The 24,555-nt window shown below is 71.7% G+C and carries 32 protein-coding genes; 28 read left to right on the forward strand and 4 right to left on the reverse strand.

Annotated elements, in window-relative coordinates; all coding sequences use genetic code 11:
- Positions 1-190: 190 nt before the first annotated feature.
- The 4 genes from ACH4SE_RS00115 to ACH4SE_RS00130 all read right to left on the reverse strand — a co-directional run bounded on the left by ACH4SE_RS00115 (position 191) and on the right by ACH4SE_RS00130 (position 4,301).
- Positions 191-1,198, reverse strand: coding sequence for a DUF3631 domain-containing protein (locus ACH4SE_RS00115; RefSeq protein ID WP_398540965.1), 1,008 nt, complete (start codon positions 1,196-1,198; stop codon positions 191-193).
- A 498-nt stretch (positions 1,199-1,696) separates the two neighbouring features.
- Positions 1,697-3,289: a tyrosine recombinase XerC gene (gene xerC / locus ACH4SE_RS00120; protein ID WP_398540966.1), complete on the reverse strand. Its 1,593-nt coding sequence runs from the start codon at positions 3,287-3,289 to the stop codon at positions 1,697-1,699.
- Positions 3,290-3,297: 8 nt separating this feature from the next.
- On the reverse strand, positions 3,298-3,792 hold the full coding sequence (locus ACH4SE_RS00125) for a hypothetical protein (RefSeq protein WP_398540967.1): 495 nt from the start codon (positions 3,790-3,792) through the stop codon (positions 3,298-3,300).
- 56 nt (positions 3,793-3,848) lie between these two features.
- Entirely contained in the window at positions 3,849-4,301 is a 453-nt protein-coding gene (locus ACH4SE_RS00130; RefSeq protein ID WP_398540968.1) for an XRE family transcriptional regulator, read from the reverse strand.
- Between the two features lie 176 nt (positions 4,302-4,477).
- Between ACH4SE_RS00130 and ACH4SE_RS00135 the strand changes: the two genes are divergently transcribed.
- From ACH4SE_RS00135 to ACH4SE_RS00270, 28 genes are all read left to right on the forward strand, one after another.
- Complete coding sequence (locus ACH4SE_RS00135) at positions 4,478-4,723, forward strand: helix-turn-helix domain-containing protein (RefSeq protein WP_398540969.1); 246 nt, start codon at positions 4,478-4,480, stop codon at positions 4,721-4,723.
- Positions 4,720-4,998 (forward strand): hypothetical protein, encoded by a 279-nt coding sequence (locus ACH4SE_RS00140; RefSeq protein WP_398540970.1) that lies wholly within the window; start codon positions 4,720-4,722, stop codon positions 4,996-4,998. Before ACH4SE_RS00135 ends, ACH4SE_RS00140 begins: the two co-directional genes overlap by 4 nt.
- On the forward strand, positions 4,995-5,303 hold the full coding sequence (locus ACH4SE_RS00145) for a hypothetical protein (protein ID WP_398540971.1): 309 nt from the start codon (positions 4,995-4,997) through the stop codon (positions 5,301-5,303). Before ACH4SE_RS00140 ends, ACH4SE_RS00145 begins: the two co-directional genes overlap by 4 nt.
- A gap of 81 nt (positions 5,304-5,384) precedes the next feature.
- Entirely contained in the window at positions 5,385-8,243 is a 2,859-nt protein-coding gene (locus ACH4SE_RS00150; protein WP_398540972.1) for a DUF927 domain-containing protein, read from the forward strand.
- A 332-nt stretch (positions 8,244-8,575) separates the two neighbouring features.
- Positions 8,576-10,177: a DEAD/DEAH box helicase gene (locus ACH4SE_RS00155; protein WP_398540973.1), complete on the forward strand. Its 1,602-nt coding sequence runs from the start codon at positions 8,576-8,578 to the stop codon at positions 10,175-10,177.
- Positions 10,174-10,365, forward strand: a complete 192-nt coding sequence (locus ACH4SE_RS00160) for a hypothetical protein (RefSeq protein WP_398540974.1) — start codon at positions 10,174-10,176, stop codon at positions 10,363-10,365. Before ACH4SE_RS00155 ends, ACH4SE_RS00160 begins: the two co-directional genes overlap by 4 nt.
- Before the next feature lie 65 nt (positions 10,366-10,430).
- On the forward strand, positions 10,431-11,285 hold the full coding sequence (locus ACH4SE_RS00165) for a DNA adenine methylase (protein ID WP_398540975.1): 855 nt from the start codon (positions 10,431-10,433) through the stop codon (positions 11,283-11,285).
- A 19-nt stretch (positions 11,286-11,304) separates the two neighbouring features.
- Entirely contained in the window at positions 11,305-11,805 is a 501-nt protein-coding gene (locus ACH4SE_RS00170) for a hypothetical protein (RefSeq protein ID WP_398540976.1), read from the forward strand.
- Positions 11,805-12,002, forward strand: coding sequence for a hypothetical protein (locus ACH4SE_RS00175; protein ID WP_398540977.1), 198 nt, complete (start codon positions 11,805-11,807; stop codon positions 12,000-12,002). The genes ACH4SE_RS00170 and ACH4SE_RS00175 overlap by 1 nt, the downstream gene beginning before the upstream one ends.
- 73 nt (positions 12,003-12,075) lie before the next feature.
- Positions 12,076-12,738 (forward strand): hypothetical protein, encoded by a 663-nt coding sequence (locus ACH4SE_RS00180; protein ID WP_398540978.1) that lies wholly within the window; start codon positions 12,076-12,078, stop codon positions 12,736-12,738.
- A gap of 278 nt (positions 12,739-13,016) precedes the next feature.
- On the forward strand, positions 13,017-13,667 hold the full coding sequence (locus ACH4SE_RS00185) for a hypothetical protein (RefSeq protein WP_398540979.1): 651 nt from the start codon (positions 13,017-13,019) through the stop codon (positions 13,665-13,667).
- Positions 13,664-14,701: a hypothetical protein gene (locus ACH4SE_RS00190; RefSeq protein ID WP_398540980.1), complete on the forward strand. Its 1,038-nt coding sequence runs from the start codon at positions 13,664-13,666 to the stop codon at positions 14,699-14,701. Before ACH4SE_RS00185 ends, ACH4SE_RS00190 begins: the two co-directional genes overlap by 4 nt.
- Before the next feature lie 154 nt (positions 14,702-14,855).
- Positions 14,856-15,014 carry a hypothetical protein gene (locus tag ACH4SE_RS00195; protein WP_398540981.1) on the forward strand — a complete coding sequence of 53 codons (159 nt, stop codon included), beginning with the start codon at positions 14,856-14,858 and terminating at the stop codon, positions 15,012-15,014.
- 9 nt (positions 15,015-15,023) lie between these two features.
- Entirely contained in the window at positions 15,024-15,521 is a 498-nt protein-coding gene (locus ACH4SE_RS00200; RefSeq protein WP_398540982.1) for a hypothetical protein, read from the forward strand.
- Complete coding sequence (locus ACH4SE_RS00205) at positions 15,521-16,240, forward strand: hypothetical protein (RefSeq protein ID WP_398540983.1); 720 nt, start codon at positions 15,521-15,523, stop codon at positions 16,238-16,240. Before ACH4SE_RS00200 ends, ACH4SE_RS00205 begins: the two co-directional genes overlap by 1 nt.
- Before the next feature lie 106 nt (positions 16,241-16,346).
- The gene (locus ACH4SE_RS00210; RefSeq protein WP_398540984.1) at positions 16,347-16,586 is read left to right on the forward strand and encodes a hypothetical protein; all 240 of its coding nucleotides are present in this window, start codon (positions 16,347-16,349) and stop codon (positions 16,584-16,586) included.
- A 51-nt stretch (positions 16,587-16,637) separates the two neighbouring features.
- Positions 16,638-16,832 (forward strand): hypothetical protein, encoded by a 195-nt coding sequence (locus ACH4SE_RS00215; protein WP_398540985.1) that lies wholly within the window; start codon positions 16,638-16,640, stop codon positions 16,830-16,832.
- 122 nt (positions 16,833-16,954) lie between these two features.
- Positions 16,955-17,116 carry a hypothetical protein gene (locus ACH4SE_RS00220; protein WP_398540986.1) on the forward strand — a complete coding sequence of 54 codons (162 nt, stop codon included), beginning with the start codon at positions 16,955-16,957 and terminating at the stop codon, positions 17,114-17,116.
- 2 nt (positions 17,117-17,118) lie between these two features.
- Positions 17,119-17,364, forward strand: a complete 246-nt coding sequence (locus tag ACH4SE_RS00225; RefSeq protein ID WP_398540987.1) for a hypothetical protein — start codon at positions 17,119-17,121, stop codon at positions 17,362-17,364.
- Between the two features lie 83 nt (positions 17,365-17,447).
- A complete protein-coding gene (locus ACH4SE_RS00230) occupies positions 17,448-17,756 on the forward strand; it encodes an HNH endonuclease (RefSeq protein ID WP_398540988.1) in 309 nt (102 codons plus the stop codon).
- A 19-nt stretch (positions 17,757-17,775) separates the two neighbouring features.
- Complete coding sequence (locus tag ACH4SE_RS00235; RefSeq protein ID WP_398540989.1) at positions 17,776-17,928, forward strand: hypothetical protein; 153 nt, start codon at positions 17,776-17,778, stop codon at positions 17,926-17,928.
- Positions 17,929-18,158: 230 nt separating this feature from the next.
- Positions 18,159-18,551, forward strand: a complete 393-nt coding sequence (locus ACH4SE_RS00240) for a phage terminase small subunit P27 family (RefSeq protein WP_398540990.1) — start codon at positions 18,159-18,161, stop codon at positions 18,549-18,551.
- Positions 18,541-20,199, forward strand: coding sequence for a terminase large subunit domain-containing protein (locus tag ACH4SE_RS00245; protein WP_398540991.1), 1,659 nt, complete (start codon positions 18,541-18,543; stop codon positions 20,197-20,199). Before ACH4SE_RS00240 ends, ACH4SE_RS00245 begins: the two co-directional genes overlap by 11 nt.
- 10 nt (positions 20,200-20,209) lie before the next feature.
- Positions 20,210-20,383: a hypothetical protein gene (locus ACH4SE_RS00250; RefSeq protein WP_398540992.1), complete on the forward strand. Its 174-nt coding sequence runs from the start codon at positions 20,210-20,212 to the stop codon at positions 20,381-20,383.
- Entirely contained in the window at positions 20,380-21,603 is a 1,224-nt protein-coding gene (locus tag ACH4SE_RS00255) for a phage portal protein (RefSeq protein ID WP_398540993.1), read from the forward strand. The genes ACH4SE_RS00250 and ACH4SE_RS00255 overlap by 4 nt, the downstream gene beginning before the upstream one ends.
- Positions 21,596-22,294, forward strand: coding sequence for an HK97 family phage prohead protease (locus ACH4SE_RS00260; protein ID WP_398540994.1), 699 nt, complete (start codon positions 21,596-21,598; stop codon positions 22,292-22,294). Before ACH4SE_RS00255 ends, ACH4SE_RS00260 begins: the two co-directional genes overlap by 8 nt.
- A gap of 218 nt (positions 22,295-22,512) precedes the next feature.
- A complete protein-coding gene (locus ACH4SE_RS00265; protein ID WP_398540995.1) occupies positions 22,513-23,982 on the forward strand; it encodes a phage major capsid protein in 1,470 nt (489 codons plus the stop codon).
- Positions 23,983-24,051: 69 nt separating this feature from the next.
- Positions 24,052-24,546, forward strand: a complete 495-nt coding sequence (locus ACH4SE_RS00270; RefSeq protein ID WP_398540996.1) for a hypothetical protein — start codon at positions 24,052-24,054, stop codon at positions 24,544-24,546.
- Positions 24,547-24,555: the final 9 nt, after the last annotated feature.

The raw sequence follows: 24,555 nt of genomic DNA on the forward strand, positions 1-24,555 counted from the left end.
CCCGCCCCGGCCACCATCGGTCCCGCCCGGCGCCCCGCGTCAACTGGGACCGTACGCGACCTGTCCCACCCCCTGCGTGCCTGCTCACCTCAGGTACGAGTCACCGCGGCGTTGCGGGTCGACGCGTCACGGGCGCATCATTCGTCCCGCGCCGACCTGCGACGGGACGGGTGATGCGGGTCGAGGAGGGTCACCCGCCGGTGGCTGCGGGCTGTTCGGGCTGGGGGCAGTAGCGGGTCCAGGCGTCGGTGAACTGGTTCCGGGCGAACCCCCGGCGCTGGCTGCCGTCATGGAAGCGGCGGTTGGACGAGCTGATCCCGAAGTCCTTGAGCAGCAGTTGCACGGCCCGCGCGGTCAGCCCGCCCGTGCCGTACTCGCCCCACGGGGCCTCGCTGTCGGCCCTCAGCCCGGCGAGGATCTGCTCGGTGGCCAGAGCCTCCGGGTCGCCGCACGCGGCGAACACCGCGCGGATGTCGGCCGGCAGCCGGGTGGGCAGCCCCGCCTCCTGGTCGTTGTCCCGAACCTCGCCCCACCTGTCGAGAGCGGCGAGTGCCGCAGTCCTGAACCGGTGGTCGGCGCTGGTGGCGAGAAGTTGCTCCGCAAAGGGGAGAAGGCCTACGCGGTAGCCGATGAGCCCGGTGTCCTCCGCGAAGGAGGTGGCTGCGGCCAGGGCAGCGTGGCGGACGGTCTGGTTTGTGTCAGCGAGATGTTCGAACACGGCGTGGAAGAACGCAGGACGATGGGCGCGCAAGGCCTCCATGTGTGGATCTTCGAAGCCGAGTTGTTCGGCGGTTGCCAGACAACTGTCGTCGGCGTCCAGGGCCAGCAGGTGCAGCCAGTCCAGCAGCGCTGCACGCAGCGGTATTTGCTGACGTTTCGGCTGATGCCGCATTTCCAGCACATAGCTGCCGACAACTGCGGTTCGTGGGTCGGGGAGGATTGCCGCGACATACAGAGCAGCGGGCAGCGTTGCCGCATAGATGGAGTTCTGGTGACGCACGGGCTCCAGTCCCTGCTCCAGCGCGCAGGCACTGGTCGCCGGATCGGGGTCGAGGAGCGCGCGCAGAACGGCCGGGATCTCCTCCGCGCCTCCCCGTGCGTGGCTCAGCTCCCGCCAGTTCGTCTCGGCGAGCAGCACCTCGGACGCGAGCGGTCGGGCGGAGTCGGGGTTGCCCTGGTGATCAGGTCTTACGGCCACCGGCGAAGGCTATGCCCCATACGGCAGGACGCCCACCACTCGCCGTAGCGGTCGGGCTCCGCGCCCGTGCCTGGCCAGTGTCGGCGCCCGTTCGCACTGGCACCGGACAGCCACTCACGCATCGCTCACGCACGCCCCCGGACACGCCTGTGCCCCGGCCGTCCGGGGACGGTCGGGGCACAGAAACCGCAGGTCAGCACCCTGCGAAGAGGGCTGATGCGGTAGGCCGTGTGGGACTCGAACCCACAACCAATGGATTAAAAGTCTGGACCCCTACCGGCTCCCCCGCTCCGCCTCACTTCACGCCGCTTCGCGTGGCTTGCTAAGCCGCTGGTGAGAGGGCGTTCGGGCACTCGTGGGCTCCGTCTCACTCCACCCCGCTGCATGCCACTTCGCGCCGCTCGTGCGAGCGCGGTGCGAGCACAACGGCCCCTGACCCGCAGGTCAGGGGCCGTGCGCAGCGTCCCTCAAGCCCCTCCATCGTACCGCCAGAGTCCGTCACTCGGCAGGCGCTGACGCTGGCTGAGCACGTCGGCGGGCGCGCGGGACGGCCGCCGCGGAACGCTCCGCCAGCTCGGCGTCATACTCAGCCCAGAGCGGCATGTAAGTGTCGATCGTCAGAGTGATGGTGGAGTGCCGCAGCTTCCGCTTCGCGTCGTCCATATCCCCGCCGCCGGCCTTCACCAACCCAGCCGCGCCGTGCCGGGTGTCCCGCAGGGTCACCGGCGGCAGGCCGGCCGCGTCCCGGATACGGACGAAGGCGGCCGAGACGACGTCCGGGTGGAGCCAGCGGCCGTCCGGTGCCGTGAAGACCTTCCCTGTGTCCACCCAGCCCTCGCCTTTCTCGCCCTTCGCGCGCAGCTCGGCGGCGCGAGCGTTCCAGGCGTCGCGCTCGGCCAGCTGGTACTCGCGGTGCTCGCGGAGGACGGCCAGGGTCTCGGCGTCGACCTTGACGTAGTCCTGGCTGCCCGCGGTCTTCGGCGCGGTCTCGATCGGCCGGCCGCCGTCGACCACGATCTCCTTCTGCACGGCGATCGTCCCGGCCTCCCAGTCGACCCCCGCCCAATCCTGGCCCACAGCCTCGCCACGGCGCAGGCCGTGGTGGGTGATCAGATGGAAGAAGGCGTAGAGCCGGTCGCCTTCGGCCGCGTCAAGAAATCGACCGAGCTGCGCGGGCGTCCAGACCATCACCGGCGACGGCACCTCGCCTGTCTCCTCCCAGCGCTTCACGCGGGCCGCGGTCCAGAGCAGCCCCTGGGGCCGCCGGTGGGACGTCAGCTCGACGTGCGCGGCCGCATTGAAGGTGATGAGCTTCTGGCCGATCGCGGTGTTCAAGGCGGTGCGCAGCGTGCGCCGGATCGCGTGCAGCGTGCCGAGCCCGGTGACCTTCCGGTACGGCTTCATCTCGGCGAGCTTGGCGCGCTCCTTCGCCAGCTGCTCGCGCGCGGCGGCCGGCGGCCGGCCGGGCTTGTCCCACCGGCAGCGCGCTTCCTGTTCGCGCCTGGCTGCGTTCTCGGCCGCGATCGTCTCGGCGGCCTCGGCGATATCGGCGAACATGGCGTCGAGGTGGGCGACCCCCAGGCGGTCGAGTCGGATATGGCCGATGCGGGGAATCAGGTGGTAGCTGACGTGACTTCGGTAGCTCGCGGTCGTCGTCCCGCGGGTCTTCTTGTTGGCCAGCCACTTCGTCAGCCACTGGCCCACGGTCATCCGGCCGTCGAGCGGGATCCCCACGCCCAGCTTCGCCGCGACATCGGCCGGCGCCGGGATGTCAGCGCGCTCCCGCATCAGGCCGGCGAGGAAGTCACCCAGGCGCTGAAGGTCGGCCTCATCGCCCTCGCCGAGTTCGAGGATGGACTGGACCCGGGCGAGATCTTTGTTCGCCGCCGCCGCCTTGGCGTAGCCGGTGCGGCGGAAGGTCCGGCGCTTCCCTTCCTCGTCGCGCGGCAGTTCCTGGGCGAGCGCGTAGGTGCCGTGGTTGGACTTGCTCAGCAGAGGGCAGGCGTCGCCGAGGCGGCGGCCGGTGCGCGTGCCGCCCTCTCGGCACTCGCATCGCTTCGTGACGCCGCCTGCACGGCGAGAACTTGCCATGCGCCCCCCTACTCGGCCTCGTGACTGCTTTTCACCAATCTCAGGTGACGCCGGGCACGCCAGCCCGAACGCCCGTCCCCAGTATCCTCCTGCTCAGCCGGGGACTTCGTGGGGATCAGATCGCGCCCGTGCACGAGACCCTGCACGTAGCCGCGCATGTAGTCGTCCGACGGCTCTTCACGCCCGGAGTGTCCCTCCGCGGTCTCCGATTCCTGCAACTCCGCCCGGGACTGGATTATCTCTGCGTCGAATTGACTGCGGAGTTGATTAAATGCCTTATCGGTAGCCACACGGCGATTCAATTCATGATTGTAAAGGCGTCGATATTTGTAGTATTTTATTCGTTCGGCTGTTATTTGGTACATCATGAGGCTGATTAGCGCCGCCAAGACCCCGGTGAGTTTCTGTATTCCATCTTTACCGTAAAAAATGAGATACATAGAAAACAAAAGGAAGAGTCCAGGGTATCCGTAATACATAAACCTATGCAGTCGTCCCTTCATTCGACGCTCGCTAAAATCAGTAGATATGTGCCGCCCTTTTGATGCCCCCTCACCCATCAGGCAACACCGCGTCTTCCACTACGCTCGTCACCCTTAGGTTCCTGCGCGAGGATGCCATCGACGAGGCTTTCAAAGAGTCGAATTCCGCGCTCGCTATGAATTCCCAACTCGCGCGCGGCAGCTTCTGCGGTTAGGTGCGGCCTGGTCGGCGGGACGGATTCGAGAGGGAGCATGTCCTCCGTCGCGAGTCCGGAGCGAATCAGCAGTGTCCTCAGGTCGATACGCAAGGCAGTCGCCAGCCCGGGGAAAAACTTCGGATCAGGAACGGACTGCCCAGCGAGCATCCGACCCACGGCGGTCTGCCCCATGCCGGACGCCTCCGCGATGGCCTTCCGCCCACCACCCCGCGGGGAGTCGACGTCGTAGCCAGCCTCCCTGGCCGCAGCCATGGCGAACTGGCCGAACCGCTCCGCCTGGGTGGGGCCGGCGGGCTTCTCCTTGTCGGTCATGACTACACGCTAGCGCGAGAGTAGTCGCTCCCGCGAGAGCAAGCAGGGGCGCATGGGGTGCGATTCGGACACACGGGGGGGCGTACTCGCTTGCGCGAGACTAAGAGTCGTAGTTAAGTAGCTCTCGCCGGAGCTAGCAGCACCTCGGGTTGCTCCGGCGAGAGCTAGGAGACTGCATGTCCACGTACCGACTCCGGGCGGAGCGACTCCGCCAAGCCGCCGCCGAGTGCGGCGACCACACCAGCTACGCGATCGCCAAGCGCACCGGCCTGTCGCAGACCGCCGTCGGGCGCCTCCGTAAGGGGGTGGCCACGCCCTCGGTCAGTTCGCTCATGGCCTTCGCCCGCGCCTACGGCGTCCCGGTCGAAGAGTTGGTCGAGCGGCAGGCCGAGGCCTCCGACCCGGTCAAGGACTCGGCATGACGGCCGCCGTCGAGGAGCCCGTGACACTCACGCCGGAGGAAATCCGCGCGCTTCCCGCTGTCACCCCCGCCGAGTCGACCATCTGCGCAGTGTGGGGGATCAAACCGTCCCTCTACTACAAGCTGTTGCGCGCCAACCAGCTGCCGGTGCCGACGCATCAGCTCGGTCGCAAGCGGCTCGTCTACCGCTCGGACATCCTCTCCGCGCTCGGCGAGGACGGCGCTGAGCAGAGCGACAGCGCCGAGGCTGGCACGGGCGAGCAGGTGCGGGCATGACCGCGCTGAGTGCGGATCTTGTCGCCGCACGCGACCAAGCCCAGGCGCTCGTACGTGACCTCGCTACAAACGGCCAGCCGGTCCTCTTTGCGGACTTCTCCACGGGTGAGAGGTGCTGCTGGTGCAACTGCCCGGCAGCTGCTCCCGACACCGTGGCCTGCGGCGGCTGCGCGCGGCCGGCCAGCACCGTCCTGCGGCTTTACCGCGATCAGGCCGAGACCGACGTCTGGCCGGTGTGCGCCGGCCACCTCGACGACGCTCGCCACCTCATCGCCATCTACGTCGCCAGTACGGCCCCCGGGTGACAGGCCCGCGGGCCCGGCGTCCCTTCCCCGGCGCCGGGCCCGCCTTCACGGACCACCACCAGCGCAACCCCAAGGACTTCCGTGAACACTGACGCACCCGATCTACGGGCTGCCGCTGCGGAGCTGCACGATGCGGGCTTCTGCGTCCTCCCGATCAAGGCGGACGGCAGCAAGGCCCCCATCGGCTCGTGGATGCCGTACAAGGTGGACCGCAGCACCCCCGAGCAGCACGACACCTGGTTCGCCGGTGACCGGCCGCGTGGGATCGCGGTCGTCTACGGCGCAGTCTCCGGCGGAGTCGAGCTGATCGAGTTCGAGGGGCTCGCGATTCGCGAGGGCCTGCTCGCCGAGGTCACCGAGATCATGGAGGGCTCAGGCCTCGGCGAGCCCTGGTCGGCCATCCTCACCGGCTGGGTAACCGAGTCCCCCAGCGGCGGCCGCCACTACCGCGTGCGCCTCGCCGGCGGCGCCGCCGTCCCGCCGAACCGCAAGCTCGCCTCGCGCCTGGCGAACCCGGACGAGTACACCGCCGACGAGCGCCAGCGGGTCGCCGAGCGGCCCAATACGAAGATCGTGCGCGTCCTCATCGAGACGCGCGGCGAGGGCGGCTACGGCCTCGTGGAGCCGTCCAGCGGCACCGTGCACCCGTCCGGCAAGCCGTACGTCCGGCTGGCCGGCGGGCCGGGGACCGTGCCCGTGCTCGCCCCGGATGTCCTGGACGCCATCCACAGCGTCTGCCGGATGGTCTGCAAGCTCCCCGTCGCCGAGACCGCGAAGACCGCTCCCCGCCCTGCCCCGCCGCGCCCGGACGGGAGCCTGCGACCCGGCGACGACTTCGAGGCCCGCGCGAACTGGGAAGAGATCCTGCGCGGCACCTTCCGCCCGCTGGTGACCCGCGGGAGCACGACGTACTGGGGGTGGGCGGACGGCATCGGCGGCGTGAAGGCGACGACGGGCCGCGACGAGCACGACCGGCTGTTTGTCTTTGCCACGGGATCCGAGTTCCAGCCGGAGGTGCCCTACTCGAAGTTCGGCGCGTTCGCCGTGCTTGAGCACGGGGGGGACCACAAGGCCGCCGCCCGGGCCCTGGCTCATGCCGGGTACGGCAGCCGTCACCTGTCCTCGGTCGGCACGCGCCCCGCCTCGGCCGCGCCGGACGCCGCCCCCAGTTCGTCCCCGGACGCACCGGCCGCCGCCCCCGATGTGCCGGACGACGACGAGGGCGACGACGAGGGCGACGACAAGGGCTTCGGCTACGACACCACGTTCGGCCTGCCGCGCTCCGTCCGAACGCCGTTCGGGTACCGCGTCACCGGCCGCGGCGTCGAGGTGCTGAGCACTAACGCCGAGAGCTGGAACCGGGTCACCTTCGCGCCCCTCGCCGTCACCGCTACGTTCGAGGACCCCGAGGGCGACCAGTACGTCGAGCTGTCCTGGATCGACAAGAGCCTCGGCCGGCCGCGCCGCATCTCGCGCATCGTCAGCCGCGAGACGGCCAAGCGCGGCCGCAAGCTGATCGAGACCCTCGGCGCCGCCGGGCTCCCGGCCGTCGAGGGCGACGCCCGGGCCGTCGAGAAGTGGCTGGCGGAGTTCGAGGCTGAGAACGTGGCCCGCATCCCTTCCGAGCAGCTGGCCCGGTGGCTCGGCTGGCAGGACGACGGCACGTTCGTGTCGTCGCCCGAGGACGGCATCAAGGTCGACGTCCCCTTCGAGGAGCAGCGCGGCCCGGCCCGCGCGCACGCCGCCAAGGGCAGCCTGGACGCCTGGAAGGAGACGATCGGGCAGCTGGCCGGCTACCCGGTGCCGCGAGTCGCTGTCGCGGCCGCGCTCGCCGCGCCGCTGCTGCGACCGCTCGGCCTCAACTCGTTCACGCTGGACATCTCCAGCCGCTCGACCAAGGGCAAGACCACCGCGCTCCAGTGCGCGCTCAGCGTCTGGGCTGACCCGTCCGAACACGCCTCGGCGATGTCCAACTGGCGCACCACCCTGTACGCGATCGAGAAGCGGCTGAACCTCGTCCGCGGCATCGTGACGGTCTTCGACGAGACCATGGCCGTCACAGACGACAGCCTCATCGATGAGGTGCTGTACCAGCTGCCGATGAACCACGGGAAGGCGCGCAGCGGCGGCGCCTTCGGCAACATGCTGCCCTGGGAGACGATCCTCCTGTCCTCCGGCGAGCGGCCCGCCCTCAGCTTCACCACCAGCCAGGGCGCCGCGGCGCGCATCCTCGGCACCACCATCGCGCCCTTCGGAGACGGCGGCGGCCCCGTCGCCGCCGCGGCCCGCGAGGGAGTGCTCGCCAACCACGGCCACGCCGGACCTGCCTTCGTGCGGTACATCCTCAGCGGCCTCGCCCAGCCCAAGGGACAGGACGCGCTCAAGCAGCGCCACCGCCAGCTGGTGGAGGAGTTCCGCGGCGGCGGCGACATGACCAACCGCAGGGCGCCCATGGTCGCCGCGCTCGTCCTGGCCGAGACCCTGGCGTCCGGCATCGGACTGCTGCCCTACGCGCCGTTGGCCCACGACGTGTGGCGCGGCCTGTTCACCGCCCACAACCCCACCGACAACCGGCCCGAGATGGCCCTGGACGTCCTCCGCGAGTACGTCGCCGGTCACGCACACGAGCTGTACTCGCCCGCGATGGCGGCGCTCCAGGAGCAGCGTCCGCCGTACTCCGGCTGGCTGGGCGCGCTGTCGAGCGACAAGGGCACGCTCAAGGTCGCCCTCCTCCCGGAACGCGTGCGCCGGATCCTCGCGGACGCCGGGTACTCCCTCGACGCGGTGGTCGGCAGCTGGGTCGACTCCGGCTACCTGGAGACGCTCAAGAGCCAGCGCCCTCCCCACCTCGTCCCCCGGCGCTTCGACGGCGCCCGGGCCAAGTGCCTCGCCTTCACCCCGGCGGGCATCAGCTTCGGCGACCAGGACGAGGTCGCGTGAGCGCGTCGCGGGGGTGGTACGCACCGGCTGCGTACCACCCGGGCCCGTTCATCGCCCCAGGTCAGGCACTCCCTGACGCCCCACACGGGGGCGGTACGCGCGGGCCTGGAAATGGCACCCCTCGGGCATGTGCGTGCGCCCGCCCGCGTGTGCGCGTGCGTGGGCGTGTGCGCGCACATGTACGCCCCTGTCTTCCTGCGTACCTGCGTACCACTCACCTCCTTGAGAGAGAGAACAGCAGGTCAACGGCCATTTCGCCCCGGTACGCAGCCGGTACGCAGCCGGTACGCAGCGCGTACCGCCCCACCCCTCACCCCCGATCCGAGGTGACCGTGACCTTCCAACTCCGGCCGTACCAGGCCGACACCATCAGCGCCCTGGAGAGCGCATGGGCCGAGGGCCGTAACCGGCTCGCGGTCGTGCTGCCCACCGGGGCGGGCAAGACCGTGACCTTCGCCGGCCTCATCGCCGCCCGCGACCGCGCCGGGCAGCTGCCCGGCCGCGCGCTCGTCATCGCCCACCGCGAGGAGCTGCTGCACCAGGCCGCCGAGAAGATCCGGGCGGTCGTCCCGGACCGCACCGTCGGCATCGTCAAGGCGGAGCGGGACGAGACCTACGCCGACGTCGTCGTGGCCAGCGTTCAGACCCTCGCCGTGCCGAAGCGGCGCGAGGCCCTGCGCGATGTCGGCCTGATCGTCGTGGACGAGTGCCACCACGCCGCCGCCCAGACCTACCTCGACGTCCTCAGGCACTTCGGCGCCTGGCGCGACGTACCGACCGCAGGGTTCACCGCGACCCTCACCCGCGGCGACGGTGGCCTCGGCGACGTGTGGACCGACGTCGTCTACCAGCTCGACATCCTCGACCTCATCGAGGCCGGACACCTGGTCGACGTCCGCGGGAAGCGCGTCGTGGTCGACGGCCTCGACCTGGACAACGTGAAGAGCCGCGGCGGCGACCTCCAGGACGGGCAGCTCGGCCAGGCCTTGGAGGCCTCCAACGCCGCGGCCGTGGTCGCCCAGGCGTACCGCGAGCACGCCGCCGACCGGCCCGGCGTCATCTTCACGCCCACCGTCAGCAGCGCCCAGGTGATGGCCGAGGTGATGACCGGCGCCGGCATCCCGACCGGTGTGGTGTGGGGCGAGATGCCTCGCGAGGACCGCCGGGCCGTCCTCGCCCGGTACGCCGCGGGCGACCTCCAAGCGGTGGCCAACTGCATGGTGCTTACCGAGGGCTTCGACGCGCCGCACACCAGCTGCGCCGTGATCGCCCGCCCGACCAAGTCCGCCAGCCTCTACGTGCAGATGGCTGGCCGCGCACTGCGCCTGAGCCCCGAGACCGGCAAGACGGACGCGCTGATCCTCGACGTGGTCGGCGCGAGTACCCGCCACAAGCTCGCGTCGCTCGTCGACCTGTCGAGCGACGCCGTGGCGGAGGTGCGCGAGGGGCAGTCACTGCGCGCCGCCGCCGAGATGGCCCGTGCCGTCACCCCGACCGTGCTCCCCGTCCTGCGCGTCGAGGACATCGACGTCTTCGGCGGCTCGCGGATCCGGTGGCTGCGCACCTACCGCGGCACGTGGTTCATCCCGGCCGGCGAGCTACTGCTGTACCTCATCCCCGACCACACCGCGGGCGGATACAGGCTGCGGAAGTGGTCGGACGGCCGCCACATCGCCCCCCAGCGCGACCAGGCATTCGACCTCACGGACGCCATGCATTGGATGGAGGAGCACGCCCGGCGCGTCGTCAGCTCGGCGCTGCTCGCGCGCGCCGCCAACTGGCGCTCCGGGCGCCCGACCGAGCGGCAGGTGAAGTTCTGCCGCTTCCACCGTATCCCGGTCCCGCCCGGCGCCACTGCGGGCGACGTCTCCGACCTCCAAGACGTCCACCGCGCGTCGGCCCGGCTCGACACGGCCCTGGTAGGTGCCGCATGACCAGCCGACCGCAGCAGATCACGGGCCTGCTCCACGTCGTCTTCGGCGATAGCCCGGCAGCCCGCTACGACTGCCACCGCTGCGGCACCACCGAGGGCCCCGTCACCGGGCCCCGCCCGGTCGCCTCGTTCGTCGAGCATGTCCGCGCCGTCCACGCCGGTCGCTGCTCCGCCCAGACCACTACGTGATCGGCCGGGCCTGTTCGTACCAGGCCCGGCCGCGACCCCATCTCACCACGAAGGAGACGGAGATCGTGAAGCCTCCCGCGCCATATTTCGGCAGCAAGGCACGCATCGCCGACCAGATCGTCGACCTGCTCCCCGAGCACGGGCACTACGTCGAGCCCTACTGCGGCAGCCTCGCCGTGCTCCTGGCCAAGGCCCCGAGCCGCATGGAGACCGTCAATGACCTCGACGGCGACCTGATGTGTTTCTGGCGCGTCCTGCGCGAGCGGCCGGAAGACATGGTGCGCGCCTGCGAGCTGACACCGCACGCCCGCGCCGAACTCGCCGCCGCGTGGGAGCCCACCGCCGACGAGGTCGAGCGGGCCCGCCGCGTGTGGGTACGGCTGTCGCAGGGCCGCGGCGGCATGATGCGCCGCACCGGCTGGCGCCACTACGCCACCACCTCCGGTTCCAGCATCGGCATGCCCGGCTACCTGGAGGCCTACCGCGAGCGCCTGCTGCCAGCCGCCGAGCGCCTGCGCGATGTCTCCCTGGAGTGCCTGCCCGCGCTCACGGTCATCGGGAAGTACGGGGCGGCTGCCGACGTGCTGCTGTACGTGGACCCGCCGTACCTCGGCGCCACCCGTACCGACTCGAACTCCCGGTACGGCGTCGAGATGCGCACCGAGGGCGAACACCGTGAGCTGGCCGCCGCCCTCGCTGACTGCCGCGCGGCCGTGGTCCTCTCCGGCTACGACAGCCCGCTGTACGCCTCGCTGTACGCCAACTGGCACCGCTTCGAACTGGCCACCATGACCGGCAACGCCCGCTCGGCCAAGCGTCGCACCGAAGTCCTGTGGGCGAACCGCCCGCTCGGCGTCGGCCTGTTCACCCAAGGAGCAGCGGCCGACGCCGCGCTGCTCGGCACCACCGCCCATGCCTGACCGAAGGAGACGACCACCCATGACCGAGCAGCCCCTCACCCCGCAGCCCGCCGACATCGCCGCCGCGCTCGGGCACACCACCACCGACACCACCGACTCCTACGCCCTGCCCGCGCTCGTCGTGGCCTGCCCGGACTGCGGCTCGGCTCCGGGCGCTCTGTGCACCTCGCACTCCGGCACCCGCGTCCGTCGGAACAACGTCCACCAGGGCCGGACGAAGGCGTACAACGCCCGCCAGGCCGAAGACGCGCAGCCGCGCACTGCGCCGGACCCGGCGGTCACCATCTCGTTCATCCTCGACCGGCTCGACCGCGGCAAGACGCTGACCGGCACCGAGCTGCGGACCCTGCGCAGCTGCGTCACCGGCATGCAGGCCCCCGCGCACCTCCGGCGGGCGGCCGAGCGCCTTCGCCGGGAGCACGCCGCCGTCTACGCCGACGCTGGCCGCCACACCGCCGATGGCGTCCTGCGTGCCGCCGACCTGCTCGACGACTGGGCCACCGCTACGGACGGCGAGTGATGGGGTTCGGCCTCCCGCTCCGCGGGCCCGCCGAGCCGGAGGTGAGCACCGCCCCGACGCTCACCTACCGCACCACCACCGGCGACGAGGTCGTGGTCGACGAGCGCGCCCCCGGCACCGCCCGCGAACGGGCCCTCGCTCGCGGCCTGCTGCTCCACGCGCTCAGCCTCATCGACGCCGCCGACCGCCAGCCCTGACCCACCCAGATCGCCCCGGGGCGGCGCCGGCCTCGCGCCCGCCGCCCCGGGAGCACCACCCGGAGGAACCCCCATGCCGACCACCTGCGAACTGTGCGACCGCCCGGCCGGTACCGACTACCTGTGCCGCCGCTGCGCGGCCGACCTCACCGAGCGCCTGGAGCAACTCCCCGGGCTGTACGCCGCGCTCGGCGACATGCTCGCCCCGGCGCAGTCAGCGGACGGCGGCGGCCGGTCGGCGACCGCGACCGAGGCGCCGCTGCCCGTGCGCGTGGACGTCGTGAACGCGCGCGGCGAGTTCGTGCTGTTGGAGGGGTGGGCGCGGGCCCTCGCCGCCGACTGGCAGGTGTCCCCCGTCCGCCGCCGGGTCAGGGACGACCTTGGCGACCGCGTCCGGGCCGCCAGCGCCGCTCTGGGGGCCGCCGTGCCGTGGATCGCGGCGCAGTGGCCGGCCGCCGGAGACTGCGCGCGCGAGGTGCGCGACCTGTACGACGGCGCGCGGTCCGTCACCGGCGCGGCCGATCTCCCTGCGCGGATGGGCCGTTGCCCGCAGCTCGTAGGCGGCCAGCCGTGCGGAGCCGAGCTGCTGCTGCCCGCGGGCGTGCAGGTGCTGCGCTGCGCCTGGTGCGGGGCCACGTACCCGCCCGGCATCTGGGCCGCGCTGCGGGTCGCGCAGCGGGCGCTCAGCCCTTCGGTTTCGGGGGGCGGGCCGGCAGCGTGTCTGTCTCGTGCGTGAGCCACCGCAGGAAGTCGCGGATCGCCTCGCCTCGACCACGCTCGCCGACCGCGCGCCCCGCGCGGTCCCACAGGTCCTTATCGACCCGGACCGTCTTGCGCGGCGTCTTCTCTACGTTCGGCATGGGTTGAGCGTAGTGCTTGCGGTGTCATGACACCAGGGCTACGGTAGGTGTCATGACACCGGGGCTACGGCCCAACAGAACGGCCCACGGACGGTGCTACCAACACCAACCGCGGGCCTGACCGACCACCTGCTACCAACAGGAGACCGGCTCCATGGATCTTCCCACGCGCTCCGGCCCGCCGGCCGTCGAGCCCCACCCCGCCGGGTGCCACCTCTGCGGCAGCACCACCGGCCCCCTGCTCCCGGACCCTATCGCCGGGAACGGCAAGCTCATCTGCTCCCGCGGCTGCCAGCCCGCCCCGACCACCGACGCCGCCGCGAAGGACACCCGCACCGCGGGCGAGTCCACGTTGTCCAGCGACGTCCTGGCCTTCCTCGCCGCGGTCCGTGACGCCCTCACCGTCCCGCGCCCCGCCCGCGTCGCCGACTTCGCCGAGATGGTGGAGCGGCGCCACCGCCGCGAGGAGCTGATCGCCGACCGCGCCACCGCCGTGCGTATCGCCGCACAGCTGGCCGTCGACCTCGACCCCGGCAACCTCCAGACCCACCTCACCGCCCTGACTCAGACCATCCGGGACAACACCGCCGCCCACCCCGTCGAGTTCGAGGTGCGCGAGGACCCGGAGGCACCAGCCGGCACCGCCTGCGCCGCTTGCCGTCGCCCGTTCGACCCGGCCGACACCCGGTTCGACGGCCACGCCCGCCACCGCGACACCCCGTACTGCCGGGCCTGCGTCGACCGCTGCCACGACAACGAGATCGCCGACCACCGCTGCCCCATCTGCGCGAGGGGTGCACTGTGACCGGCCGCCGCCTCACCCTCCCGCAGGGCTGCGTCCTCGGCGCGGCGATGCTCGGCATGCTCGCCATCGGCGCCGCCGGCGCCCGCGGCACCTACTCGAACTTGACCAGCCTGTACAGCGGCCCCACCGCCCTCGGCGCTGTCGCCGCGGGTGAGGGCGCGACGCTGATCCTCGCCCTCGCCTACGTCGGGCTGGTGATGCTGGGCCAGGGCGCCCCCCGCACCGTCCGCGCCGGCCTCTGGATGCTGCCCGCCGTCGGCTCCGCCCTCGGCGCCGTCGCCGCCCACGGCACGCGCACCACCGTCGTCTACGCCGCCACACCGCTCGCCATGGTCGCGGCCGCCGAGGGCGTCGGGCTGCTCGCCCGGCGGATCGTCGTCCGCACCAGCGGTGTCGACGCGGAGGCCGAGCGCCGCGCCGCCGCCGCCGTCCGCGCCCTCGCCTACCAGCAGGCGCGCGCCGCCCGGCACCCGCTCACCGCCGCCCGGTGGGTCGCCCAGCTCCGGGCCTGGCGCCTCGCCGGACAGGTCGGCCGCGATGACGCCCAGCTCGGCGAGCAGCTGCTCGCCGTCCAGCGCGCCCGGCTGGTCGAGGGCGCGGACGCCGCGCTCAGCCAGATGTTCGCGCCCGCCGTCACACCCGGCACGGTCGAGCGTGACGCCGTGACGGCCCCCGTGCCGCCCGCCCTCCCCGCCGGGCCCGAGCTGGACATCGAGCAGGCCGTCGAGGACGAGGCCGTCACGCCCGTGCCGGGCGACGTCACGCAGGCCACCAGCCCCGAGCCGCCCGCCGCCGACCTCGCCGAACTGGCCGTGGTCGCGGGCGTGCCCACGCCCGCCCCCGGCGACCAGCTCGCCGCCGAGCAGCTCGTCGTAGTGCTGCGATGGCTGCGGTACCAGGAGGACCCGCCCCGCTCGTACCGCGCCGCCGTCACGGCCTTTCGTGACGCCGGGTACGTCGGGTCCGAGGAGCGTGTACGGCGGGCCTGGGGCGACCTGATGTCCCGCGAGGAAGACGGCACCGCCGCCCGCTGACGGACCGCCCCGGTCGCCGCCGCCCCCACCGGCGCGGCGTCGGCCGAGGCTGCCCGAGCAGCCCGCAGACCGCGAGCAGACCCGGCGAGCACCACGTGCAGACCCGGCGAGCAGACCGCGAGCGTCACCCCGCCACACCACCCCGGAGACCACCATGCGCACCGCGCTGTGCCTGGGCTTCTTCCTCGCCCTCATGGCCGGAGCCGCCCTCGGGCTGCTCGCCGTCGACCGGCACGCCCTCACGCCCGTGCTCGCCACGGCCGCACTGGTCGTCGCCGCGGGCGGATACGTGGCGATCCTCTTCGCGCTCTGAAGGACACCCATGACCACGCAATACGTCAGCCTGGGCGGCGTCACCGTCGGCTCCGCCATCCTCGTCGGCGTCCTCATCCGCTGGTACTTCCAGGAGAAACACAAGGCCGCCCACCTCGTACCGTTCGCCCTGTCCATCGCCTACGGCATGCTCCTCATCCTCTCCGGCGGCGGACTCCTCGGCGGCAGCGCAGGCATCGCCCTGTGGGGCGCCAACGGACTCGGAGACGGCGCCCTCCACTACGGCGTCGGCGGCACCACCATGGACGTCACCCGCGTCCGCCAGTTGGTCCTCGACCCCGGCGGCCACGTCGTCGTCCTGCTCCTCACCGTCGCCCTCGTCGCCCTGTGGCGCTGGGCGCCGAAGGTCCGCAACTGGAAGATCGCACTCGGCATCCTCTGCGGCATCTGCCTGGCCCTCTCCGGGACCATGGCCGGCGCCGCCGCCGTCCCGCTCGGCTCCGGAGTCGACGCGCTCGGCGTCGTGTTCACCAAGGCGATGGCCTGATGACCGACACCGACCTCAGCCCCGCCGAAACCCGCATCGCCCGCGGCATCGACCAGCTCGCCCGCTCCGCCGCGGCCTGGCTCGGCGCCGCCGATGTCGACGAGCACCGCACCCGTACCGCGCTCGGCCGCGCCCTCGGCGGCGGCATCGCCGCATGGGTCGTCGGGGGAGTGGCCTACGAACTGGGCCCGATCGCCTGGGGGAGCGCCGGCGCGCTCGCCGTCCTGTCCGTCCTCGTCGCCGGAGCCCCCGAGCCCGAGCCGGACGACGAGGACCAGGACGACGAGGACGACGAGCCCACCGAGGACGACAGCGAGTCGGACCACGAGCAGCTGCTCGACGCCGACGCCTTCACCGAGCTGGTGCGCGACCTCGCCGACGGCGGCAACGTCCACCTCGTCACCGTGCGCCGCCAGCTCGCACTCGAACTCCCCGGCACCGACTGGTCCGGCCCCGCCGTCACCGCCCTGTGCGACGCCGCCGGCATCCGCGTCCGCCCCGGCGTCCGCGTCCCCGGCGCCACCCCCGCCGTCACCACCGGCATCCACCGCGACGACATCCCGCCATCTCCCCCGGCCCGCTCGGCGACCCCTGTTGGCGTTGTTGACGCAGGTCAACACCCCAACAACAACACCAACAAGCCCACGACCGAAGAGTACGGAGAGGGGGGCCTGCTCGTCCGACACGGCCCCGCGATCCGCCAGGAGGCCCGCCGATGATCCGCCGTATCGCCCATATCCTCGGCTACGTCTACTGCGCCACGTGCGGGTGGTGGTCCCGGCCGATGTGCGGACACACCGACTAGCCCGAGAGGACAATCCGACCATGAGCGCCACCTACGCCACCCTCACCGGCGGCGGCACACCACACCAGCGCCGACAGCCGACCTTCCGCACCGGCCTCACCGAAAGCCCCGACGGAGTGGAGACCACCGACCTCCGCCACTACTGGACCACCCGCGACGGCGGCGACCGCTGGCTCACCGTCATCGGCCCCGACCTCGGCGCCGTGGAAGAGGAGTACCACCGCCTCTGGGCGGAGGAACTCGGCACCAGCCACCCGTAGCTGTGGGCCCGCCGGGCACACCCCGGCGGGCAACCGCGGCATCATGGGGCCATGAGCACCGCCGCCCCCGCGCTGACCCTCGTCGACACCTACGCCGCCGCGGTCGCCACCGGCATCCGGCCTGGCACGATCCGCGTTCTCCTCCACCGCGGCAAGCTCGCCGCCCACGGCCACGACCACACCGGCCGAACCCTCGTCGCACTGGAGGACGTCACCGCCTACGCCCAGCGTCGGGCAGCCGCTTGACGATCACTCTGAGCCGCTGTAACACTGACCCCACGTCCGGCATGTCCGGGCACAGACGCTCACCGCAGGCCCCGAGACCACCACGGTCCGGGGCCTGCGGCATTTCCGGAGGGAGTCATCCCGTGGAACTCACCGCCGCCGACTTCGAGGCCTGGGTCGAGCAGGCGCCCATCGGCGTGCACCCCTCGCTCGTACACCGCCTCGCACGCCCGGTTCCGCTGACCCAGCACGAGCCTCCCGCGATCCCCGCCTCGCTGCGCGGGCCCAACTACCCGGAGGACTGACCATGCCGCAGCCCAGCGTCGGCCGCATCGTCCACTACGTGGGCCCCCTCGTCGAATACGGAGATGGGACCTTCCGTCCTGGCCCGTGCCAAGCAGCCATCGTCACCAACGTCATCGAACCGGGCGCGCCGGACGCCTACGTCGACTTGACCGTGTTCACCCCGAACGGCCAGCTCCTCGACGGCGCTGTGAAGTACGACGGGGAGCGCAGCGACGGCGAGACCTGGCACTGGCCCGAGCAGGTCTGATCCTGGCCTTCCTCGATCTCACGGCAAGGGGGTGGACGACGATGCCCGCCCCCCGCCGACCCCGACCCTGCCTCGATTGCAGTGTGCTCACCCGCAACGCCAGCAGGTGCGACGAGCACCAGGCCGCGTGGCAGCAGCGCCGAGACCAGCAGCGAGGCAGCGCCACACAGCGCGGGTACGACAGCGAGTGGCGGAAGGTGGCAGCCGCCGCCATCGACCGGTGGCGGCAGGAGTACGGCGACTGGTGCCCAGGCTGGGGAGTCCAGCCCCACCACGCCACTGACCTGACCGCGGACCACGTCACACCGCTCGCGCACGGCGGCACGAACGAGCCGTCCAACGTGGCCGTGCTCTGCCGTCCCTGCAACAGCCGCAAGCACGCACACAGATGACCAGGTGAAGGACACCCTCATGCCCGAGATGCCTGCCGACCCCATGAGCGCGCTGGCTGAAGGCGCAGCGCAGACGCACGAGATGTACGAGGCCTACGTGCGTGCCGGTTTCACCGAGGACCAGGCCATGCAGCTCACCATCGCGGTGCTGACCACGGCCCTCATCAAGTGACACTGCGTGACGAATGTCGCAGTGTGCCACGGCCACCGGGGGGTGGGTCGATCTTCGGATCATGATCATCCAGGGACCCGGCCCCCCAGCCCCCACACACGACCGCGAAATTTGACCCCGGGGGGTCTGAGGGGGTGACGATCTTGACCGCAGGTCGCCCGCCTACGCCTACGGAACGTAAGCGACGGACCGGCAACCCCGGGAAGCGCGCGCTCCCGGACACCTCCAACGTGGTCGCGCTGCCGCCGGTCGCCGACGACGCGCCCGCCCAGCTCGGCCCGGCCGGGAAGGCGGTCTGGGACCTGGTCACCGACCAGTGCAAGTGGCTGGCGGAGTCCGACCGGCCGACCCTGGTGATGCTGTGCGAGAAGTTCGACCGCCGCCAGGACTTCATGGCCCGCCTGGAGGCGGCCGACCCGGTGCTCTACACCGACAAGGGCTACGCCTACGCCAACCCGCTGGTCGGGATGCTCTCCACGCTGGAGACGGAGCTGGCCAAGCTGCTCTCGCAGCTGGGGCTGACGCCGACCGACCGGGCCCGGCTGGGCGTGGCGGAGGTGAAGAAGGAGACCGCGCTGGAGGCGCTGCTCAAGCGCCGGGCGGAGCGTACCGGTGGCGCGTAGGGCGGCGGTGCCGCCGCGGTTCCCGAAGGTGCTGCCGCGCGGGCCGCAGCTGTGGACCCCAGAGGCCTCGCACTGGACCGAGGACAACACCGACGGCATCTTCGCATGCGAGCTGATCGAGTCGTACCTGCGGCTGACCAAGGGCGTGCAGCGCGGTCAGCTGGTGCGGCTGCGGATGTGGCAGGCGGACCTCATCTGCGACATTCTGCGGCTGATCCCCGGTACCCAGCAGCGGCAGTATTGGACGTACCTGCTGCTGGTGCCCCGCAAGAACAGCAAGAGTCTGCTGGGGGCCGGCCTGGCGATCGACGGGATCCTCGATGAGCCCGGCGCCGAGGTCTACTCCTGCGCGGCCGATAAGGATCAGGCGAAGCTCATTTTCGGCGAGGTCCGCGCCGCGGTGGAGATGTCGCCGGAGCTGGACGCGAAGAAGGGCGGCCTGCTCAAGGTCTACCGCGACGCGATCGAGTACCCGGCGACGGGTGCGGTGTACCGGGCGCTGTCGTCCGACGCGTTCACCAAGGAGGGCCTGAACCCGTCGCGGGTGCTGTTCGACGAGCTGCACGCGCAGCCCAACGACGAGCTGTGGAACGTGATGAACCAGGGCAGCGACACCAGGGCCCAGCCGCTCATCATCGCCATCAGCACGTTCGGGAAGCGGACGCAGACCGATGGCGAGGACACCGTCTGCTACCAGCAGTACCAGTACGCCAAGCAGGTCATGAAGGGCGAGGTCGACGACCCGCGGTACGGCGCGCGGATCTACGAGACCAACGACCGCGTCCGGGGCTTCAACTACCTGGACCGCGCGGTGTGGGAGCAGGCGAACCCCGCCTACGGCGATTTCCTCGACCCGGAGAAGATGGCCGCGGTCACCCGGAAGATCAGCGAGCCGGACTTCAAGACGAAGCGCCTGAACATCTGGGTCAATCAGGCCAAGGTGTGGCTGCCGGACGGGGTGTGGGAGCGGTGTGAGGACGCCGACCAGGTCATCCCGGACGGCGCCGAGGTGTGCCTCGGCTTCGACGGGTCCTTCAACAACGACAGCACCGCGCTGGTCGTGGCCCGGCCCGGCGAGGAGCTGGTCTTCGACCCGGCCGCGCCCGAGCACGCCGACCTCGACGAGGACGAGCGCGCGCGCCTGGCCGCCGAGCTGAACGCCGGGCTGCGCCTGCCGCACCTCGATGTCGTCCAGGCCTGGGAGCGCCCGGCGAAGGCGCCCCCGGACTGGGCAGTGCCGATCGCCGAGGTGGAGGACGCGATCCGCGCAGCCTGCAAGAAGTGGCAGGTGCGGGAGATCGTGTGCGACCCGGCGCGGTGGGCGCGCACGTACCAGGTGCTGGAGGACGAGGGCCTGCCGGTCGTTGAGTACCCCCAGTCGCCGCAGCGGATGGTGCCGGCCACCCAGCGACTCTTCGAGGCCGTGATGAACCGCGGCCTGACGCACTCCGGTGACCCGCGGCTGGCCCGGCACATGGCGAACGCCGTGGTCCGCAACACCGCGAAGGGCTTCATGATCTTCAAGGAGACCAAGGGCAGCCCGCGGAAGATCGACCTCGCAGTCGCTTCGATCATCGCCCTGGACCGCGCTTGCACGCCGCCCGAACGCCCGCCCACCCCGCAGTTCTGGAGCTGGGCCGACCTGTAGGAGGTGCGCCGTGGGGATCTTCTCTCGCCTCCGTCGGCCGGGATCGCGCCGGGTGCTGTCGGACCTGGTCGACGTGGCCGGGCTGGGGTGTCTGGACGCCGCGGCGTGGTGGCTGTGGCCCCCGGCGGGCCTGATCGTGCTCGGCGGCATGCTGCTGCTGGTCGGGTGGGTGATGGACCGGTGAGCATCCTCCGGCGGGCCGCGCGCGGTGCCAACGCGGTGCAGCAGTTCGGCGACTCGTCGATCCCGACGAACGGGTCGCTCGCGCACATGACCGCGGCCGGCGTGCCGGTCAACGACCAGCAGGCCATGAAGCTGATTGCGCTCCAGGCGTGCGTGCGGATCATCTCCAACACCCTGGCGTCGCTGCCGATCCGGGCCATGCAGCAGCAGGGCCAGATCCTGGTGCCGGTCGAGCGGCAGCCCACGATCGTGGTGGACCCGTTCGGCGGGGCGTCTTCGGCGAGTTGGTTGACCCGACGGGACGGCATCAAGCAGATGGCCGTCTCGGCGGCGCTGCGAGGTGACGGGTACGGGGTGGTGACCGCTCGGGACTACCTGTTCCGGCCGTCGCGCCTGGCGGTCTGCCACCCCGACACCGTCCGGGTCGATGTCGACGACAGCGGCGCCCGCGAGTACGAGGTCAACCGGGTCAAGGTCGACACGGCCGACATGGTGCACCTGATGGGCCTGTCGATGCCCGGCGCCGCCACGGGCATGTCACCGGTCGCCTACGCCCGGCAGGCCATCGGCCTCGGTCTCGCCGCGGAGGAGTTCGGCGCCCGCTTCTTCGGCGACGGCGCCCACCTGTCCGGCGTGATCGAGGTCAAGGAGGACATGAACCGCGAGCAGGCCCGGCAGATGAAGGAGGCGTGGGAGGCGTCCCACACGGGTCTGAAGAACGCCCACGCTGCTGGCATCCTGTCCGGCGGCGCCACCTGGAAATCGATCACGGTAGCGCCGGAGGACGCGCAGTTCCTCGGCACCCGCGCCGCGGCGAACATCGACATGGCGATGCTGTACGGGATCCCGCCGCACATGCTCGGCCAGGTCGACCGCACCACGTCGTGGGGCACCGGCATCGAGCAGCAGGCCCTGTCCTTCCTGGCGTACACCATGGGCGACTGGCTGGGGATGTTCGAGGACGCCTGGACCGGGATGCTGCCGCGCGGCCAGGTCGCCGTCTGCGACACCCGCAAGCTGTCCCGCACCGACACCGCCGGCCGGATGTCCGCCGCGGTGCAGGCCCGTACCGCGAACGTCCTGACCATCAACGAGCTGCGCGCCGAGGAGAACAGACCGCCGGTCGATGGCGGCGACGACATCCATGCGCCGCTGAACAGCGCGCACACCAACACCGGCAAGGCGCCGGAGGGGGATCCGGAGGGGCCTGCTCATGTCTGATCTGTCCATCCGCGCCGAGCGGCCCACCACCCTGCAGCGCCGGGCCGTCCCGTTCCGGGACGTGGAGCTGCGCGCCGCGGCCACCGGCGGCAGCGAGCTGACGTTCACCGGGTACGCGTGCGTGACCGAGACCGGCTACGAGATGTCCGACTGGCTTGGAGACTTCACCGAGGTCGTCCGCCAGGGCGCCTTCGCCAAGACCCTCAACGAGGGCGCCGACGTGCCCTTCCTGGTCAACCACGGCGGCCTCACGCTCGCCCGCACCAAGTCGGGCACCATGCAGCTCGACGAGGACACCACCGGCCTGCACGTCGAGGCCCGCCTCGACCCGGCGAGCCCGCACGTGGCCGCCCTGCGATCCGCGATGGACCGCGGCGACGTCGACGAGATGAGCTTCGGCTTCTGGATCACCCGCCAGCAGTGGAGCCCCGACTTCGACCAGCGGGACATCCTGGAGGTCTCCCTCCACAAAGGCGACGTCAGCATCGTCAACTACGGGGCCAACCCGGCGACGGCCGGCGCGCAGCTCAACGCGCGCGAGGTCGCCAGCCAACTGGATCGACTCAGTGCGGAGCAGCGGCGCGAGGTCTTCGACCGCCTGGCCGCCGAATTCACCCCCGCTCCCGAGCTGGTCGAGGTCGACGAAGACCTCGACTTCTTCCGGGCCCGCGCCACCGTGCTGGGCCTGTGAACCGCATCATCGCCTCGGTCGCCTTCTGGGCGGTCGGAGGCGCCGCCGTGTACGCCCTGACGCTGCTGTTCGAGCGTCTGGGCTGGTACCGCTGACCCACCCTCTCGCCTGGCCGGCCTTGCGCCGGAGCCCGCGCCGGACCCCGCACGGGGCACCACCCGGGCCACCACCCGAGCACGTCAGGCACGCCCATCCCCATCCCCATGAAGGAGGCCCCCGTGGACCCACGGGAAATGATCAAGAGCCTCCAGGAGAAGCGTGCCCAGCAGCGCACCGCGCTGGACGCGATCCTGGAGGCCGTCCAGAAGGACAACCGCACCAAGCTCACCGAGGACGAGCGCTCGCGCTTCACCGCCGGCGAGGGCGAGATCAAGGAGATCGACGCCCGGGTCGCCGAGCTGGACGAGCAGATCCGCGCCGACGAGGCCGCCGAGGCGACCCGCAAGCGCTACGACCTCAAGCCCGAGATCGAGGTCCGCAGCGAGCCGCTGACCTACCAGAACGGCAACGGCCACTCCTACTTCCTCGACCTGGCGCGCGTGCAGCTCAACCGCGGCGACGCCGACGGTGGCGTGGCTTCCGCGGCGGCCCGGCTCCAGCGCCACGCGGCTGAGATGGACGTCGAGATGGTCAAGCGGGCCAAGGCCCGCGACGCGGCGGCCGAGCGCGACCGCACGTCCCTGGACCGCGACCTGCGGCGCTCCAGCGGCGGCCGGGAGACCATCTTCGAGAAGCGTGTCAACCCCAACCGCACCGACGGGCAGGGCGGCTACTTCGTGCCGCCGCTGTGGCTGGTCGACGACTACGTCGACCTGCCGCGCTTCGGCCGCACCCTGGCCAACGCGGTACGGCCACTCGCGCTGCCGTCCGGCACGGACAGCATCAACGTCCCGAAGGTCGCCACCGGCACGGCGGTCGGTGTGCAGACCGCGGACGCCGGCGCGGTCACCTCCCAGGACCTGACGGACACCTACGTCACGGCGCCGGTGCGGACCCTGGCCGGGCAGCAGGACATCGCGCTCCAGCTGCTCGACCAGAGCCCCGTGGGCTTCGACGAGATCGTCTTCACCGACCTGATCGCCGACTACAACCAGAAGCTGGACATCCAGTGCTGGAACGGCACCGGGTCGAACGGGCAGCTCAAGGGCCTGCTGAACGTCTCCGGGATCAACTCCGTGACGTGGACGGACTCCACGCCGACGCTGCCGGAGATGTACGCGCCGATGATGCAGGCGCTGTCTCAGTCCGCGACCAAGCGGAAGATGATGCCGTCGGCGGTGTTCCTCACGCCGGCGCGGTGGTTCTGGATGGCGTCCCAGCTGGACGCCCAGAACCGGCCGTTCATCCTCCCGGAGACCAACGCGCCCTTCAACCCGCTGGCGCTCCAGACCGGCGGCGACGTCGAGGGCCCGGTGGGCAGGGTGCTGAACTTCCCGCTGCTGGCCGACGGCAACATCCCGGCCAACCTCGGCGCCGGCACCAACGAGGACCGCGTGGTCACCCTCCGCACGTCCGACGTCTTCCTGTGGGAGGGCTCGATGCGCTCGCGCGTCCTCGCCGAGGTGCTGTCCGGCACCCTCCAGGTCCGCCTCCAGGTCTACAACTACGCCGCGTTCATGCCCGACCGGCGCCCGGAGACGATCTCCGTGATCTCCGGCACCGGCCTGGTCGCCCCGACCGGCTTCTGACCGGCCGCCTGCTCCCGGCCCGCCGTTCGAGGGTGCGGCGGGCCGGGCCCCAACCGTCCGGGAGGACACATGCACGACCGCATCGCGGAGCTGGCCGGCCTACGCGCCGAGCTCCAGACCGCCACCAACGGGCCCCGGCGCGAGCAGCGCAAGGGCTCCGTCCCCGACATCGAGGCCGCAATCGAGCGGCTGCGCGGCGAGCTGGCCGACGACGCCGACCGCCTGGAAGCGGAGTCCGCGGACCTGGCCGAGCAGGGGCAGGACGGTCGCGCCGGTGACGCCGCGGTGGCCGCCCGGGTCATCCGGACCGCGCTGGACGCCGACGAGGCCTCCGGGGCGTCCGCCGGTGACCCGGAGGACCCGCGCGCCCGGGTCGCGCTCGCCGAGGCCCGCGGCCGCGCCCTGGGCGCGGCGAACGAGCTGCGGCAGCGCGACGAGCAGCACCGGCTCCGCGGTGTCCTCGGCGACGACAGCGACGACAGCGACGACAAGCCCAAGCCCGCCCGCGGTCGCGGCGCCAGCAAGCGGACCGCGGCCGCGCCCAAGGCGCCCGAGCAGACCTGATGAGGGGGT

Source organism: Streptomyces sp. NPDC020983, assembly GCF_044333485.1.
Taxonomy (GTDB): Bacteria; Actinomycetota; Actinomycetes; order Streptomycetales; family Streptomycetaceae; genus Actinacidiphila.